This is a genomic window from Bradyrhizobium sp. 62B, from assembly GCF_030272265.2.
GTDB lineage: Bacteria > Pseudomonadota > Alphaproteobacteria > Rhizobiales > Xanthobacteraceae > Bradyrhizobium.
Genome location: NZ_CP092841.2, coordinates 2,621,651 through 2,638,364, shown reverse-complemented (window position 1 = coordinate 2,638,364; position 16,714 = coordinate 2,621,651). Strand labels below are relative to the sequence as shown.

At 63.8% G+C, this 16,714-nt stretch carries 16 protein-coding genes; 8 read left to right on the top strand and 8 right to left on the bottom strand.

All coding sequences use genetic code 11. The features are described from left to right. The first annotated feature begins 173 nt into the window (after nucleotides 1–173). The 5 genes from ML401_RS12360 to ML401_RS12340 all read left to right on the top strand — a co-directional run bounded on the left by ML401_RS12360 (nucleotide 174) and on the right by ML401_RS12340 (nucleotide 4,820). On the top strand, nucleotides 174–485 hold the full coding sequence (locus tag ML401_RS12360; RefSeq protein WP_194408244.1) for a gamma-butyrobetaine hydroxylase-like domain-containing protein: 312 nt from the start codon (nucleotides 174–176) through the stop codon (nucleotides 483–485). A 181-nt stretch (nucleotides 486–666) separates the two neighbouring features. Next, a complete protein-coding gene (locus tag ML401_RS12355) occupies nucleotides 667–1,443 on the top strand; it encodes a Crp/Fnr family transcriptional regulator (protein WP_211417559.1) in 777 nt (258 codons plus the stop codon). 181 nt (nucleotides 1,444–1,624) lie between these two features. Next, nucleotides 1,625–3,046 carry an ABC transporter substrate-binding protein gene (locus tag ML401_RS12350; RefSeq protein ID WP_211417560.1) on the top strand — a complete coding sequence of 474 codons (1,422 nt, stop codon included), beginning with the start codon at nucleotides 1,625–1,627 and terminating at the stop codon, nucleotides 3,044–3,046. Continuing rightward, a complete protein-coding gene (locus ML401_RS12345) occupies nucleotides 3,043–3,951 on the top strand; it encodes an ABC transporter permease (RefSeq protein WP_211417561.1) in 909 nt (302 codons plus the stop codon). The genes ML401_RS12350 and ML401_RS12345 overlap by 4 nt, the downstream gene beginning before the upstream one ends. Continuing rightward, nucleotides 3,948–4,820 (top strand): ABC transporter ATP-binding protein, encoded by an 873-nt coding sequence (locus ML401_RS12340; protein WP_285812084.1) that lies wholly within the window; start codon nucleotides 3,948–3,950, stop codon nucleotides 4,818–4,820. Before ML401_RS12345 ends, ML401_RS12340 begins: the two co-directional genes overlap by 4 nt. Nucleotides 4,821–4,959: 139 nt before the next feature. Here the strand turns inward: ML401_RS12340 and ML401_RS12335 are convergent, their stop codons facing one another. From ML401_RS12335 to ML401_RS12305, 7 genes are all read right to left on the bottom strand, one after another. After that, the gene (locus ML401_RS12335; protein ID WP_285812083.1) at nucleotides 4,960–6,018 is read right to left on the bottom strand and encodes a YeiH family protein; all 1,059 of its coding nucleotides are present in this window, start codon (nucleotides 6,016–6,018) and stop codon (nucleotides 4,960–4,962) included. A gap of 128 nt (nucleotides 6,019–6,146) precedes the next feature. Beyond that, complete coding sequence (locus tag ML401_RS12330; RefSeq protein WP_211417564.1) at nucleotides 6,147–6,365, bottom strand: hypothetical protein; 219 nt, start codon at nucleotides 6,363–6,365, stop codon at nucleotides 6,147–6,149. Nucleotides 6,366–6,528: 163 nt separating this feature from the next. Beyond that, on the bottom strand, nucleotides 6,529–7,242 hold the full coding sequence (locus ML401_RS12325) for an ABC transporter ATP-binding protein (protein ID WP_212067086.1): 714 nt from the start codon (nucleotides 7,240–7,242) through the stop codon (nucleotides 6,529–6,531). After that, entirely contained in the window at nucleotides 7,239–7,994 is a 756-nt protein-coding gene (locus ML401_RS12320) for an ABC transporter ATP-binding protein (RefSeq protein ID WP_285812081.1), read from the bottom strand. The genes ML401_RS12325 and ML401_RS12320 overlap by 4 nt, the downstream gene beginning before the upstream one ends. A 2-nt stretch (nucleotides 7,995–7,996) precedes the next feature. Further along, nucleotides 7,997–9,016, bottom strand: coding sequence for a branched-chain amino acid ABC transporter permease (locus ML401_RS12315; RefSeq protein ID WP_285812080.1), 1,020 nt, complete (start codon nucleotides 9,014–9,016; stop codon nucleotides 7,997–7,999). Further along, the gene (locus ML401_RS12310; protein ID WP_211417567.1) at nucleotides 9,013–9,915 is read right to left on the bottom strand and encodes a branched-chain amino acid ABC transporter permease; all 903 of its coding nucleotides are present in this window, start codon (nucleotides 9,913–9,915) and stop codon (nucleotides 9,013–9,015) included. The genes ML401_RS12315 and ML401_RS12310 overlap by 4 nt, the downstream gene beginning before the upstream one ends. 90 nt (nucleotides 9,916–10,005) lie before the next feature. Then, complete coding sequence (locus ML401_RS12305) at nucleotides 10,006–11,265, bottom strand: ABC transporter substrate-binding protein (RefSeq protein WP_285812079.1); 1,260 nt, start codon at nucleotides 11,263–11,265, stop codon at nucleotides 10,006–10,008. 174 nt (nucleotides 11,266–11,439) lie between these two features. Between ML401_RS12305 and ML401_RS12300 the strand changes: the two genes are divergently transcribed. From ML401_RS12300 to ML401_RS12290, 3 genes are read left to right on the top strand one after another with little or no spacing between them, the layout of a single operon-like run. Then, nucleotides 11,440–12,933: an AMP-binding protein gene (locus ML401_RS12300; protein ID WP_376717369.1), complete on the top strand. Its 1,494-nt coding sequence runs from the start codon at nucleotides 11,440–11,442 to the stop codon at nucleotides 12,931–12,933. Further along, nucleotides 12,930–13,565, top strand: a complete 636-nt coding sequence (locus ML401_RS12295) for a TetR/AcrR family transcriptional regulator (RefSeq protein ID WP_285812077.1) — start codon at nucleotides 12,930–12,932, stop codon at nucleotides 13,563–13,565. The genes ML401_RS12300 and ML401_RS12295 overlap by 4 nt, the downstream gene beginning before the upstream one ends. Continuing rightward, nucleotides 13,562–15,469, top strand: a complete 1,908-nt coding sequence (locus tag ML401_RS12290) for an NAD(P)/FAD-dependent oxidoreductase (RefSeq protein ID WP_285812076.1) — start codon at nucleotides 13,562–13,564, stop codon at nucleotides 15,467–15,469. Before ML401_RS12295 ends, ML401_RS12290 begins: the two co-directional genes overlap by 4 nt. Nucleotides 15,470–15,501: 32 nt before the next feature. Here ML401_RS12290 and ald read toward each other — a convergent pair whose 3' ends face one another. After that, on the bottom strand, nucleotides 15,502–16,617 hold the full coding sequence (gene ald / locus ML401_RS12285; protein ID WP_211417571.1) for an alanine dehydrogenase: 1,116 nt from the start codon (nucleotides 16,615–16,617) through the stop codon (nucleotides 15,502–15,504). Between the last annotated feature and the right edge of the window lie 97 nt (nucleotides 16,618–16,714).

Below are 16,714 nucleotides of genomic sequence, written 5' to 3'. Positions count from 1 at the left end.
GAAGAGAGTCCGGCAATTCGGAAGTGAGATTCCCGGTCGATTAGTTTCACATTTCGCGGACGATGATCGAGCGGAAGGCCCTGAAGAGGGCACCACGCATCCGCTTCGGCAATTAGTTGCTATCCGTCCGGCTCCGCGTCGACGTAGGAAGAAGCCGGAGGTTTGTCATGACCATGACCCTGGTGGCACCGACCGTTGCCGACTACGAAACAAGTGCCGATCTGGCATCGCTGCTCGTCCGAACTGCGCAGGACGACGCACTGGCCGTGCCCGCCGAAACGCTCCGCCTCTCCTGCAAATGCGCCCATTGCACCCGCGCCCGCTTCGACGGTCGATTCCCGGAAACGTTCCCGGGCATTGCGATCACCGAGATCGGCGATCTCGGTTATGGGCTGAACATCGCGTTCTCGGATGGGCACAACCGGGGGATTTACCCGAAGCCGTATTTGCTGAGCCTGGCTGCAGCAGACAACCCTGCATCCTAAGCGTTCGGTTGCTCAAACCAGCGTCACGGCCGGGCTGTCCCGGCTATCCCTGAATTTCCTGCTGCTCCAAGAACGTGGATGCCCGGGACAGGCCCCCGGGCATGACGGCAGAGGAAACCTCGCCCCCCATCTGGCACGGACATTGCTCCTCTTTAGAACGATTTGAACGTTCCGGAGGCAGATGATGTTGCAGGCGGCAAACGTGGTTCGCGGGACCGTGCCCCCCGCAGTCCGGCCTGCGGGCAGTTCCTCGCTGCTGCTCACCGAGAACCAGCAATGGATCGGCGGCCCACCGCCGCTGATGGACAAGCTCACGCCGCGCGAGCGGGAGCTGGTGCTCAAGCAGGGAAGACGAAAGGTACTGAACCGCGGCCAGACGCTGTTCAGCCAGGGTGGCAAGCATGACGGCATCTGGCTGATCGAGAGCGGCCGCATACGCGTGTTCTACACCTCGCCGCTCGGGCGCGAGATTACGCTCGCCTACTGGCATGTCGGCAATTTCGTCGGCGGGCCTGAGGTTTTCGAAGGCACCGTGCATCAATGGTCCGGCGTTGCGTCCAGCAATTGCAGCGTCGTGCACCTCCCCGGAAAGGAACTTCGGTCCCTCGCCGCCGAGATCCCGAACCTCGCGATCGGCCTGATCGAAGGCCTTACCTTCAAGGGCAAATGCTATTCCGCCCTGGCGCAGATGCTGGGGACCCGCTCGATCACCCAGCGCCTCGCGCATCTCTTGCTCCATCTCGTCGAGCTTTACGGCGTCGAGGATGCCGACGGTCGCGTGATCGCGGCCGCCTTCACCCATGCCGACATCGCCCACATGGTCGGCGCCACCAGGCAATGGGTTACGATCAGCCTGAAGCGCATGCAGGAAAAGGGAATCGTGCAGACCAAGCGGTCACAGATCGTGGTCTGCCGGACCGACATATTGGAGGAGATGCGTGGTCACGCATCTGACTAGGCGAATTTGCGGCCAAGGCCGGTGCACAGGCAAGCGGCTTTATAGTGCAGGACTGCCCAAGGAGTATGCAATCACCTTTTCCCGGCAACTAATCGACTGCGGTCACCATTCCGGATTTGCCCTGCCCCCTCCCTCACCCAATCATGGCCACCACAGCACATCCAACCGAATGAGGATGAGAATGGTCCGCCATCTTCCCACGCTCTCAATCGCGATGTCGGTGACGTCGCTGGCGCTTCTAACTGCGCCGCCAGCCTCCGCGGAAACCGTCACGCTCGGCATCGGAACGCAGGACACCACGACCAACACGGTGACTGCGGGCGTCGTCATCCGACAGCTGCACCTCCTCGAAAAGTACCTGCCGAAGGACGGCAAGTACGCCAACATCAAGTTCGAGCTGGAGTGGCAGAACTTCACCTCCGGTCCGCCCGTCACCAATGCGATGATGGCGAACAAGCTGCAGATCGGCATGATGGGCGACTATCCGCTGATCGTGAACGGCTTCACCTTCGAAAGTAACCCCGAGAGCAAGAGCCGCTTGATCGGCATCGCCGCCTACAGCCTCGAAGGCTCCGGCAATGGCCTCGTCGTCCACAAGGACTCCTCCTACTACGATCTTGCCGATCTCAAGGGCAAGCTGGTCAGCGTTCCCTTCGGCTCCGCCGCACACGGCATGGTGCTGAAAGCAATGCAGGATCGCGGCTACGCATCGGACTTCTTCCAGCTCGTCAGTCAGAGCCCCGAGGTCGGCTCGACCAATCTTCAGGAGAAGAAGATCGACGCGCATGCCGACTTCGTCCCCTTTGCCGAGCTGCTGCCGTTCCGCGGCTTCGCACGAAAGATCTTCGACGGCGTCGAGACGAACTTGCCGACGTTCCACGGCATCGTGGTCCGCACCGACTTTGCCGAAAAGTATCCGGAGGTCGTCGTTGCCTATTTCAAGGCGCTGATCGCCGCCAATCAGTGGCTGCGCGACGATCCCAAGCTCGCCGCCGGAAAAATCCAGGAATGGACCGGCATCAACAAGGAAGTCGTCTACATTTTCCTGGGGCCGAGCGGCAACATGACCACCGATCCGACGGTGAAGCCCGCTCTGATTGATGCGGCCACGGCTGACGTGAAGGTTCTCCAGAACCTCGGCCGCATGAAGGAATTCGATCCAAAGAAATGGGTCGACGACAGCTACATCCGCAAGGCCTATGCCGAAATGAAGCTCGACTACGACACACAGCTTGCGAGCACCAAGAATTACGAGATTTCCGGCGAAGATTCCTTCTGCAAGAAACCGATCACCGAGCCCCGCAAGGCCGGCGAGGTCTGGGTGGATGATGCCGGCATCATGCCCTTCTCGTCCGCCGCCTGCACACTTGGCGCCTACGCTGACTACAAGGCCAAGGGCAAGAAGATCAACGTGGCCTACGTCTTCGATACGACCCGCGGCATCAAGCTATTCGCCGATCAGGCCTTCTTCGCGGTCGGCAATGGCGAGGTCGCCCCGTTCCTTCTCAAGAAGGATGCCGAAGCCTACGCCGCCAAGATCAGCGGCAAGGTGCTCGGCTTCGATGACGCAGTGAAGATCGCCGTCGGCGGAGGCAAGACTTGAGCAGTCCCGCCCTCCTCAGACATTCCGAGGACAGCATGCCGGCACCGGCCATTGCAGAGGCGGGCCTCGCGCCCGCCGTCACACCTCCCGCAACACCGCCCTCTTTCGGCACGCTCGCGCTGCGATGGTACCGGCTGAACCAGGGCCGGCTGCGCGCGACTGCCATCGGCGTCATCTCGCTGCTCGCATTCCTGCTGGTCTGGCACCTGCTCACGACCTATCGCGTCGTGTTCTTCGTACGCTTCACCAACGTACCCTCGCCGCTCGCGGTCTATGCAAGCTTCACCAAGGCGATCCACGACCCCAAATTCCTGATGCACATTTTGCTCAGCTGCCGGCGCATCTTCATCGGCTTCTCGCTGGCTGCGATCGTCGGCGTACCGCTCGGTCTGATCATGGGCCGCTTCAAGCTGGTGCACGAGGTGATCTTCCCGGTGGCGGAGGTGCTGCGGCCGATTCCCGCGATCGCCTGGGTGCCGATGGCGATCATGCTGTGGCCGACCAACGAGCAGAGCATCGTCTTCATCACCTTCCTCGGTTCGTTCTTTCCGATCCTCGTCAATACGCTGCACGGCATGTCGCTGGTCGATCCGGTGCTGGTCCGCGCCGCGCAATGTCTCGGCGCGCGCGAGCGTTCGATCTTCCGTGAGGTTTATTTCCCCGCGTCGATGCCGCACATCTTCACCGGCCTCACCGTCGGCATGGGCGTCGCCTGGGTATCGCTGATCGCCGCCGAGATGATCTCCGGGCAATACGGCATCGGCTACTTCACCTGGGAAGCCTATTCGCTGGTCCAGTACGCCGACATCGCGCTCGGCATGATCGCGATCGGCGTGCTCGGGCTCGGATCGAGCATGTTGATCCGGGGGGCCGGACGTTTGGTGATGCCATGGAGGACGACGTGAACGAGATCATTGCGGCCACGCCGAAGGGCCATATCGAGGTCAAGAACTTCTCCCTCGCCTATGAGTCCATCGAGGGACCGGTACAGGCGGTCACCGATACGCAAATCCATGTGAAGCCCGGCGAGTTCGTCTCGATCGTCGGCCCCTCCGGTTGCGGAAAGTCGACGCTGCTCAACGCAGTCGCCGGCTTCCTCAAGCCCACCACCGGCATCGTCACCGTCGACGGCGAGCGCGTGAACGGCCCCAGCGCCGAGCGCGGCATGGTGTTCCAGCAATATTCGCTGTTTCCCTGGAAGACGGTGCGCGAGAACGTCGAGTTCGGCCTGAAGATGCGCGGCATGCCGCGCTCGCAGCGCGAGCGGGCGGCACGCACGCTGCTCGGCCTCGCCGGGCTCGAGGCATTCGAGAAGCATTATCCGGAAAAACTCTCCGGCGGCATGAAGCAGCGCGTCGGCATCGTCCGCGCGCTCGCCACCGGTCCGAAAGTGCTACTGCTGGACGAGCCGTTCGGCGCGCTCGACGCGCAAACTCGTGTCATCATGCAGCAGATCCTCACCAATATGTGGCAGCGGCTGAAGATCTCGGTACTGTTCGTCACCCACGACATCGACGAGGCGATCTTCCTGTCCGACCGCGTTTACTGCATGACCGCGCGCCCCGGCTCGATCAAGGCGGAGATCCCGATCCCGCTGGAGCGGCCCCGCCAGCAATCCATGATGATGTCGTCGGAGTTTCTGGCGCTCCGCCGTGGCCTCATGTCGCTGATCCGCGAGGAAAGCCTCAAGGCGATGGGCGGTGAGATCAACGACATGGGCATGCAGGGGCTCAACATCGAGCTGCACGGGCACTCGCTGGCGGATGTGCTCTGATTTAGCTCTCCCGCGTACGACGATGACAGTCTCTTAGGGCAGGCAGAGCAAAGCCTGCCCACCACCCGTCGCGATACCAGAGAGATCGTGGGCACGGCGCTTTCGCACCATTGCCCATCCTACGGCAGCTTCCCGTCTATCACTTGAACCAGTGGACCAGCGCGATGCTGATGCCGAGCAGCAGCATCAGCGACAGCGTCACGGCGGCCGTCACCCTGCCCCCGACATTGGCGAGCACGCGGACGTCGACGCCCAATCCGAGCGCGGCCATCGACACCACGGTGAGAAAGCTGGTGATCTTCGTGATCGGCGCCACCACTGTGCTCGGCACAATCTCCAGCGAGCGCAGCGTCGCCAGCGCGAGGAAGCCGAGGATGAACCAGGGGACCAGGCGGAAGAACCCCACATTGGCCTTCTTGGCGTCGGCCTGCCAGCGCGAGGCGACGAGCGACAGGCCGACGACCACGGGTCCGAGCATCAGGACGCGCATCAGCTTCACGAGCGTGCCGATCTGGGTCGAGACGAGCCCGGCCGGCACCGTCGCTGCGAGCACTTGCGGGACCGCATAAACCGTGAGGCCCGCAAGGATGCCGTATTGTGTGGCGGACAAATGCAGCAGCGGGATCAGCAGCGGCAGGCCCAGCACCATCATCACGCCGAGGATCGCGGTGAAGGAGATCGAGGACGCGATCTCGTCGTTGTTGGCGCCGATGATCGGCGCCACCGCCGCGATCGCGGAATTGCCGCAGATCGAGTTGCCGCAGGCGATCAGGATCGACAAACGTGTCGACAGGCCAAGCATGCGGCTGAGGCCGAAGGAGACGCAGAGCGCGATCACGACGACCGCGGCGATCGAGGCCAAAAGCGCGATACCCGAGGCGGCGATGGCCGCGAAGCTGATCGACGCCCCCAGCAGCATCACAGCGACTTCGAGGAGTTGTTTGGCGCTGAAGGCGATCCCGGCCTGCCAGCGCGGCGCGGGCTTCCAGAAGCTGCGAAGCGCCATGCCGAGCAGGATCGCCATCACCAGCGCTTCGACATAGGGATGCTCGAAGAAGCCCAGTTCCAGGTGCTCGAGCAGGGCCGAGACACCAGCGACGGCAACGCAGAGGAGGATGCCGGGAATCAGCGCGACGACGCGGCTAATGGCAGTGGTCGGCTTGGCGTCGGCCGGGCTGGATGCTTGATTCTGCGACACAAATCTCTCCCAGAGGAGAAAGATTTATACGCACGGCGATCAGATTGGGGAATAAGTTTTCGGCATATCAGGGCCGAGGGAAGTTCTGTCGTCAGCTCGGAATAAGCGGCTGAGAAGCTCAGGCGGCCTTAGAAGATCAGGCTCTTGGCCAGCGAAGCGACCCGGCTGAAGCCGTCATAGACGCCCGGCTCGAAGAAAGCCGCCCGCGCCAGCACGATGCCGGCGACCAGCGACCAGAACACCGTCGTGCCGGCCCGCAGCAGGAGCTTGGAGGCACGCGACTTCGGCTGAGTGTCCGTTGCGGACACCAGCTGCTCGCCGAAGGGCTCAAATCCGGTGCGTTCCATGACCGTCAATCCATCAAATCGTGATGAGAATGTCGTCGTTTCGGCCGAAAACGGCAATGGAAGCGATTGGCGTTTTTGCCTCCCGGAGGGGAAACTCCTTCCGCCGGAGGCCCCTGAGACAATAGTTTTCTTCTGATGCCCTATTTGGGCACCGGTCCGCCCGTTACAGCGCCAGATAACGCCGCCGGATGGTATCGTTGGCCTTGAGCTCGTCGATTCCGGCGGCATAGACGATCTGGCCCTTGTCGATGACCGTGGCGTGGCTCGCAAGGCCCAAGCAGAAATGCATGTTCTGCTCGGCAATCAGCACGGTCGATCCCAGTGAACGGAGCTGCCGCAGCAGCTCGCCGATCCGCTGCACGATGATCGGCGCGAGCCCCTCGCTCGGCTCGTCCAGCAGCAGCAGCGCCGGATTGCCCATCAGCGTGCGCGCGATCGCCAGCATCTGCTGCTCGCCGCCCGAGAGGCGCCCGGCGATGCGATGGCGCAGCGGCTCCAGCAGCGGGAAGACGTCGTAGATGCGCTTGATCGGCCATTCGTCCTGGCCCTCGGGCCCGCGCTTCTTCCCGATGACCAGATTGTCCTCGACGCTGTGCTCCGGGAAGATCTGACGATCCTCCGGCACGAAGCCGAGCCCGGCACGTGCGATGTGGTGCGGCTTGCGGCCGGAAATCACCGCGCCGTGCAGGCTCACCCGGCCGCGCCGTGGTGGCGCCAGCCCCATGATCGCCTTCATCGTCGTCGACTTGCCGGCGCCGTTGCGGCCGAGCAGCGCCATGGTCTCGCCCTGCCGCACCGTCAGGCCGACACCGAACAGGATCTGGCTGGTGCCGTAATAGACGTCGAGATCGGCGACTTCGATGACGACAGCACTCATGCGGCCGCTCCCGCATGCTCGGTGCCGAGATAAGCGTCGATCACGGCGCTGTTGTTGCGAATCTCGTCGGGCGTGCCCGTTGCCAGGATGCGGCCGTAGCAGAGCACGACGATTTTGGGCGCGATCTTGAACACGATGTCCATGTCGTGCTCGATGAAGACGACCGCGATCTTCTGGATCTCCCAGAGCTCCCGCACCTTGTCGATCATGCGCCAGCGCTCTTCCGGTCCCATGCCGGCCGTCGGCTCGTCCAGCAGCAGCACTTTCGGCTCGAGCACCAGCGCAAGGGCAATGTCGAGGAGCTTCTGGTCGCCGTGCGACAGCGTCGCCGCGGTGCGATTGCGTTTGCTTGCGAGCCCCAGCAGCTCCATGACATGCTCGGCGCGGTCCCGCGTCTCCGGCAACGGAAAGCGTTTATGCAGCACCGCGGATGAACGCTGGTCCGCGCTGACAGCAGCGAGCATGGTCTCCTGCACCGTCAGCGATTTGAAGATGCTGGCGACCTGGAAGGCACGACCGATGCCGTGCCGCACGATCTCCGGCGGCGAGCGGCCGGCGAGATCGACGCCGTCGAGCAGCACTTGTCCGGTGTCAGGCTTGAGCGCGCCGGTGATCAGGTTGAAGAACGTGCTCTTGCCGGCGCCGTTCGGGCCGATCACCGCCGTCAGCGAGCCGTCAGGGAAGTCGAGCGAGACGTTGTTGGTCGCCTTCACGCCGCCGAAGGACTTTGCGAGGTTGCGGATCTCGAGCATGGCTAGCGCCCCTCGCCCGTCTCGCGCCGGCGCGCCACCCATTCGGCGACGAAATCGAGCAGGCCCTTGCGCAGGCCCAGCGCGAAGAACAGGATGACCACGCCGAGCACGATGCCGTGATACTCGGTGACGCGCGTGACGGTGTCGTTGAGCAGCAGAAGCAGCACGGTGCCGACCATCGGGCCGAGGAAGGTCGAGACGCCACCGAGCATGTTGATGAAAATGCCTTCGCCCGAGATGGTCCAGTAGGCAAACTCGGGATAGGCACCCGAGACGAACAGCGCCATCACCATGCCACCCATGGACGCGAACAGCGCCGCCAGCACGAAGACGGTGAGCTTGGCGCGCCAGACGTCGATGCCGAGGAAGCTCGCGCGCGCGGCATTGTCGCGGATCATGCGCAAGGTGTATCCGAACGGCGATTGCGCGATCTGCCGCATCGCCAGCAGGCCGAGGATCAAAAGCGCGCAGCTCGTGACATACAGATGGACGTGGTTGGACAGGTCGATGCCGAGAAACGCAGGCCTCGGAATGCCGCCACGCAGGCCCTGATCGCCGCCGGTGAAGGACGCCCAGGACAGGATGGTCGAGTGGATCAGCATCTGGAAGGCGAGCGTGACGAAGGCGAAATAGATCTCCTTCAGCCGCACGCAGATCGCGCCGATCACAGCGGCGACCATCGCCGTGATCGCGAGCGTCGCGACGAAAGCGACCGGAATGGGCACGGCGAGCTTCTGCATGATCAGGCCGAAGCCGTAGGCGCCAAGGCCGAAGAACATGCCGTGGCCGAACGAGGTCAACCCGGTGTAGCCGACCAGGAGATTGAGCGACGTCGCGAACAGGCCGTAAGCCGAGCAGCGGATCACGAAATCGAGCAGCGCCTTGCTGCCCGTCAACAGCGGAAGGCTCGCCAGCACCGTGAAGGCGAGCAGCGCAATCAGGACGTCGCGATAGCGCTGCAGCAAGGCACCGTTGCGGGCCGACACCAAAGCTTGCACACGCCCGGCCTCGAGCTCGGTCATGCCGCCTCCTTGCCGAACAGGCCGGTGGGCTTTGAGACCAGCACGATCACCATGAACAGATACATCAGCCCTTCCGTGAACAAGGGAAAGCCGAGCGAGCCGAACGAGCGGATGAGGCCCAGCAGTAGCGCGCCGATCAGCGCGCCCAGGATCGAGCCCATGCCGCCGATCACGGTGACGATGAAGGATTCGATCAGCACCGAAAAACCCATCCCCGGCGTCAGCGAGCGCACCGGTGCTGCGAGCGCGCCGGCAAGGCCCGCCAGCATGCCGCCAAGCGCGAACACGCCGCCATAGATCAGACCGGTGTTGATGCCGAGCGCGGAGACCATGCCGGGATTATGCGCGGCGGCGCGGATCACCTTGCCGATGCGGCTGCGCGAGAGCCCGATGCCGAGCACGATCGCCGCGACGAGCGCGACGCCGATCAGCAGCAGATAATAGGGCGGCACCACGCCGCCGGCGATGAACAGCGGCATCACCTGGAACGCCGAGGGCATGCCCATCGACTTGAATTCGGGTCCCCAGATGATGCGCACGATATCGTCGAAGATCAGCACGAAGGCATAGCAGACGAGGAGCTGCATCAACACGTCGGCGCCATAGACCCGGCTCATGAACACGCGCTCGAAGATCAGGCCGAGGATCGCCGTGCCGGCTGCGCCGGCCAGCATCGCAAGCGCAAAGCTCCCCGTGAGCTGATAGGCGGTCATCGCGAAATAGGCGCCGAACATGTAGAAGGCGCCGTGGCTGAAATTGACCACCTTGAGCACGCCGAAAATCAGGGTCAGCCCGACCGCGACCAGGAACAGCAGCATGCCGATGATGAGGCCGCTGGTGGTCTGCGTCACCAGGCAGGCGGAGCTGGCAAGGCAGCCGGCGAGCGCGTCGATGTCCACGGAAGCACTTTCATTGTCGCGCGCCCAAGACGGCGCGGAGGACCAAACGAAAACGGCGGAGACGGTCACCCGCCCCCGCCGCGCATCGGATCAGGTGTAGCCCTTGCTCTTCTTCCACTCGGCCTCGAGCTCGAAAATCGTCTTCCAGTCGCCGGCCTTGACCTCGGGCACATAGGGCTCCTGCGGGATCGTGGTGCCCCAACCGATGGCGTAGCCGACCAAGGTGTGGTCGTCGCCGCGCATCGTCACGGTGCCGTCCGCGCCGAACGGGCACTTGATGGTAAGGCCCTTCAGCACCTCCGCGAGCTTCTTGCCGTCCGCCGAGTTTGCCTTCTTGGCGGCTTCGGCCAGGAACATCACCGCGGTCGCGTTCTGCCACGACCAATTGGTCGGGTATTCGTTGTACTTGGCCTTGTAGGCATCGCCCCAGGCGGCGTTCTCCGGCGTGGTCGGGAACGTCTTGATGTAGCGATTGCCGGAATGGATGCCCTTGGGCAGGTTCTTCACCACCGTGAGCGCGGTGTAATCGGCCATGTTGACCGCGAACACCTCCATTTGATTGAACATCGCGTAGATGTTGGCCTGGTCGATGTAGGAGGTGAGATCGCCGCCCCACAGGCAGGAGTACAGCGCCTGCGGCTTGGCCTGCAAAATCTTCGTCACCACCTCGGTGTAGTCGGGCTGGAACAGCTTCGGCCAGGACTCGCTGATGATCTCGACGTCAGGCGCAAAGCGCTTCAGGTACAGCGTGAACTCGCCGGTGGTGTCGCGGCCATAGGCGTAGTCGGGGGAGCAGGTCGCCCATTTCTTCAAGCCCTTGGTTTTGGCGATCGAGGCGGCGTAGCTGCCGCCCACGATGGAATCGTGAATGCCCTGACGGACGCAGCGGAACGCGTTGGGGATGTGCTGCTTTGGATCAGCCGTGAGCGAGGATGCTTCCGAGCAGGTGTGGATGCAGAGCACGCCGAGATCGCGCGCGACCTCGTGCACCGCGAACGATCCGGACGACGCCTCGCCGTCGAGCAGCAATTCGCAGCCGTCGGTGTTGACGAGCTCCCGCGCAACGCGCGCGGCTTCCTGCGGCTGGCCCTTGGAGTCGCGGATCACCATCTCGATCTGCCGGCCGGCAAGGCCGCCGGCGGCGTTGACCTTCTCGACCTCGAGCATCACCGCATTGCGCGAGGACGTGCCGAGCTGCGCCACGCGGCCCGACAGGATCGTCGGCATTCCGATCTTGACGGTCTTGGCTTGGGCGCGCGCCACCCAGGGCGCGGCAAACGTCATCGCTCCGGCGCCCATCAGCGCCAGTGTTGAACGGCGGCTGATTCCCGGTCTGCGGGTTCTCGTCATTTTCCCCTCCCTCTTTCGGGTCGGCGTTTTCCTGGTCCCTTGCCGGAGATCGTCTCGTCTCCGTGCTCTCAAGGATTTCAGAGGGCGGGGGGTGACGTCAAGCCAAAGATGAATTACGAGTCAGAATTCATCGAGGGAGGAATCGAGGCCGGCAACCGGCCCAACATCCGCAAAATGATCAATCTTTCGAGCTTCATCGCCTTTCATGCCCGGCGCACGCCGGACCGGCCCGCGCTGAAATATCGCGGCGAGGAGATTTCCTACGCGGCGTTCGATGCGCGCGTCCGAACAGTGGCAGGCTGGCTCGCTGCGCGAGGCATCGGCGCCGGCGACGTCGTCGCCGTGCTCATGAAGAACAGCGCAGCGTTCCTGGAGTTCGTCTTCGCCACCAGCCATCTCGGCGCGGTGCTTCTACCGATCAACTTCCGCCTCTCCCGCGACGAGGTCGGCTACATCACCAGCCATGCTGGCGCGAGGCTTCTGATCGTCGACAAGGAACTGGCCGCGAACGCCGCGGGCACGAGGACGGTCGTGCTCGACGAGACCGCGCAGCAGAGCATCACGCATCTCGCAGGCGATGTGCCGCCCGCGCCGATGCATCGCTGCGTGCCATCCGACCTGATGAGGCTGATGTACACCTCGGGCACCACCGACCGCCCCAAGGGCGTGATGCTCTCTTACGACAATTTCTACTGGAAGTGCGCGGACCAGACGATCGCGCTCGGCCTTGGCGCCGAGACGCGGCTGCTCGTCGTGGGTCCGCTCTATCATGTCGGCGCGCTCGATTTGCCCGGCATCGCCGTGCTCTGGCATGGCGGCTTCATTCGCATCGAGCGCAATTTCGAGCCGGAGAGCGCACTTGCGGCGATCGCCGAGGACAAGCTCAACGCCGCCTGGTTCGCCCCCGTGATGACCACGGCGATGCTGACCTGCCCGAGGCGTGACTGTTATGACGTCTCCAGCCTGAAATGGGCGATCGGCGGCGGCGAGAAGACGCCGGAGATGCGCATCCGCGCCTTCTCCGAATATTTCCGGAACGCGCGCTATATCGATGCCTATGGCCTCACCGAAACGGTTGGCGGAGACACCTTCATGGAGGCCGGCCGCGAGATCGAGAAGATCGGCTCGACCGGGCGCGCCATCGCCCATGTCGAGATCGAAATCCGCGACGAGGACGGCAAGACGTTGCCGCCGAACGTCACCGGCGAGATCTGCCTGCGCGGTCCCAAGATCACGCGCGGCTATTGGAAGGATCCGGAGAAGACGGCGTCCGCCTTCTTCGGCGACTGGTTCCGCAGCGGCGACGTCGGCTATCTCGACGGGGACGGCTTCCTCTACCTGACCGACCGCAAGAAGGACATGATCATCTCCGGCGGCGAGAACATCGCCTCCTCCGAGGTCGAGCGCGTCATCTATGAATTGCCGGGGGTGCGCGAAGTCGCAGTGATTGGCCTCCGCGACACACGCTGGGGCGAGCGGCCGGTCGCCGTGGTCGTTTTGGCGGAAGGCGCCGCACTGGAGCTCCCTGCTCTCACCGAGCACTGCCGGGCGCGGCTGGCGAGCTTCAAGGTGCCGAAGCAGCTAGTGATCCGCGACGGCCTTCCGCGCAATCCCAGTGGCAAGATCCTCAAGCGCGTGCTGCGCGCCGAGCTGGAGACGTCTGAATGAGGCAAGCGACCGCCAAGGTGACCAAGCTGAACCGCGTCGAGCGCAACGCCTGGACCAAGCAGAAGATCTTTGAGGCCGCCACCAAGGTCGTCGGCAAGCATGGCTATGCCGAAGCCTCCGTCGCCCGCATCACGGAACAGGCCGGCGTCGCACAAGGCACCTTCTATAATCATTTCGAGAACCGCCAGGAGCTGCTCGACCAGCTGCTGCCGAAGATCGGCCTCGACATGGTCCAGTTCATCCGCGCCCGCACCGGCACGGCGGATGCGGCACGCCAGGAGATCGAGCGCTTCTCAGCTTTCTTCGACTTCATCCGCGAGGTGCCGGAATTCCTGCGCATCCTCAACGAGGCCGAGTTCTTCGCACCCATCGGCTATCAGAAGCATCTCGACAACATTTCGGTCGCCTATGTCCGAATCCTGCGCCGGGCGCGCGCGTCAGGCGCGATTCACGATTATAGCGATGAGGAGTTCGAGGCAATCGTCCACATGCTGATGGGCGCGCGCGGCTATCTCAGCCGCCGCTATTCCTATTCGCAAGACGGCGTCACCGCCGTGCCCGAGCACGTCATCTCCGCCTATCGCAAGCTGATGACGCGCGGCCTCTTCACCGGATCCGGAGACACGCCATGAACATCGAATCTCCGCACAGGCTCGACCTTGCCTCGACGATCGCGGAAGGCGACATCCGCTGTCTCCTGATGGTGCTGGTGCACATGACCGGGGACGAGAAATGGCTCGCACCGCCGTACTTGCCGAAGCGCGATATCCGCCTGATCCCCGATCCCGAGGCCGGGGTACCCCGGGAGATCCAGGACGAAATCCGCGCCGCAGTGGTCAAGCTGTTCGTCAATGGCACGCCAAAACCCGTCATCGCCGACCCCGGCGAGGAGCTGCTGCTGAAGATGATGCGCGCCTGTCTCGGCGAAAACGTCGCGCCGGAATATGCGCCGCTGATGCGCGAGGAGATGGGCTTTGTCTCGCGTGAGCCGCGCTGGACCAAGCAGCCGTCGAGCGACAAGCTCGCCGGGCAGCATGTACTGATCGTCGGCGCCGGCGTCTGCGCCATCGCGCTGGGCGTGGCGCTCGGCCACCTCGGCATCCCCTACACCATCGTCGAGAAGAACGCCGAGCTTGGCGGCACCTGGTGGATCAACCGCTATCCAGGCTGCGGCGTCGACACGCCAAACCATTCCTATTCCTACTCGTTCGGCTCGGGCAATGCATGGACCCGTTACTTCTGCCAGCGCGAGGAACTGCTCGGTTATCTGCTGAAGGTCGCTGACGAATACGGCATCCGAAAACATCTACGCGTCAACACCGAACTGACCTCGTCGCGCTGGGACGAGGGCAGGAAGCGCTGGATCTCGACGCTCAAGACGGGCAACGGCGAAGAGACCTTTGAATCCACCGCGCTGGTCAGTGCGATTGGCCAGCTCAACGATCCTTCTCGCGCGCATTTCAAGGGCGAGGAGCATTTCAAGGGAACGATCCTGCATTCGGCGCTGTGGTCCGACGACATCACGCTCGACGGCAAGCATGTCGCGGTGATCGGCACCGGCGCGACATCGATGCAACTGGTGCCGTCGATCGCCGGCCGCGTCGCCTCGATCGCGGTCTATCAGCGCAGCGCGCAATGGGCGCGGCCGGTGAAGGGCTATGCCGATCCGATCAGCGAAGGCGCGCGCTGGCTGCTGGCGCATCTGCCGTTCTATGTGCAGTGGTACCGCTTCAACATGTTCTGGCGCTACGGCGACGGCCTCTTGCCTTTCCTGCGCAAGGATCCGGCCTGGCCGCATCCCGAGCGCGCCGTCAACAAGGGCAACGATCGGCACCGCCAGGAGCTGACGGACTTTATCCTGTCGGAGCTACAAGGCCGTCCCGACCTGATTGAGAAATGCGTGCCGACCTATCCGCCCTACGGCAAGCGTATCCTGCTCGACAACAACTGGTTCAAGACGCTCACGCGCGACAATGTCGAGCTCGTCACCGACACGATCGACCATTTCGACGAGACCGGCATCGTCACCGCCGACGGCAAGCATCGTCCCGCGGACATCATCGTGGTCGCGACCGGCTTCAGGGTGACGGAAATGGCGGCCCGCCTCAACATCAGCGGCCGCGACGGCAAGGATTTGCGCGAGGCTTGGGCCAACGACAATCCGACCGCGTTTCTCGGCCTCACCGTGCCCGGCTTTCCGAACTTCTTCTGCATGCTCGGGCCGAACTCCGGCCCGGCCCATGGCGGCAGCGTCATCTTCCAGTCCGAATGCCAGAGCCGCTACATCGCCACTTGTCTCGCCAGCATGATCGAGCAAGACGTCGCCGCGATCGACGTCCGCCAGGACGTGCTCGACGACTATGTCCGCAAGGTCGACGCCGAGCACGAGGCGATGATCTGGACGCATCCGGGCATGAGCACCTATTACCGCAACTCGAGCGGCCGTGTGTTCTCGGCGATGCCGTGGCGCTTCGTGGACTATTGGCGCATGACGCACGATCCGGATCTGCGGCAGTACAGGGTGACGAAGAGGTAGGACGCCGGCTCCGCGGAGCTACAGCTGTACTCTTATGCCGCCAGCCCGCTCTCCACCGGCGCGAAATCCAGCCCGAGACTCTCCGCCACCGCCCTGTTGGTAATGCGGCCGCGATGTACGTTCAGACCGTCGCGCAAATGCGGTTTTTCCAGCACCGCAGCAAAGCCCCTGTTCGCCAGCGTCAGGCCGAACGGCAACGTCGCGTTGTTCAGGGCCTGGCTCGAGGTCACCGGCACGGCGCCCGGCATGTTGGCGACGCAATAGTGCACGATGCCGTCCACCTCATAGGTCGGATCGGCATGCGTGGTCGGATGCGAGGTCTCGAAACAGCCGCCCTGGTCGATCGCGACGTCGACCAGCACGGCACCGGGCCGCATCGACTTCAGCATGTCGCGCGTCACCAGCTTGGGTGCGCTGGCGCCCGGCACCAGAACCGCGCCGATCACGACGTCGGCGGCGAACACTTCCTCCTCGACCGATTCGATGGTCGAGAAGCGGGTGCGCACGCGTCCGGCAAAGAGATCGTCCAATTCGCGCAAGCGTGGAATCGAGCGGTCGATCACGGTGACTTCGGCACCGAGGCCTGCGGCCATGCGGGCCGCCTGCGTTCCGACCACGCCACCACCAAGCACGACGACGCGCGCCGGCTGCACGCCGGGCACGCCGCCCAGCAGCAGGCCACGGCCGCCGGCCGAGCGCCTGAGCGCGGCGCCGGCGGCCTCGATGGCGAGGCGGCCGGCGACTTCGCTCATCGGGGCGAGCAGCGGGAGGTGGCCGTTCGCGTCCGTGACGGTTTCATAGGCGACCGCGGTGCAGCCGGAGGCAAGCAGCCCCTTGGCCTGCTCAGGATCCGGCGCAAGATGAAGATAGGTAAACAGAATCTGGCCTTCTCGGAGCTGGGCCCACTCGCTTTTCTGCGGCTCCTTCACCTTCACGATCATGTCGGACCTGGTAAAGATGTCGCGGGCGCTGTCGGCAATGCTGGCCCCCGCCCGCCGATACACCTCGTCGGACGCGCCGATGCCGGCGCCAGCGCCGGTCTCGACCTCTACCTGATGACCAGCCGCGACATATTCACGGACGGCGCCCGGGGTGAGCCCGACGCGATATTCCTGCACCTTGATCTCCTTGGGAACACCGACGCGCATCTTGCTCTCCCTGGCCAACGCATTGATTCCGCTCTTCATCGTAGCGACGGGGCAGGTTTGGTTTCGTGCAAATATCCGCTAGTTTCATCGAGCCCGC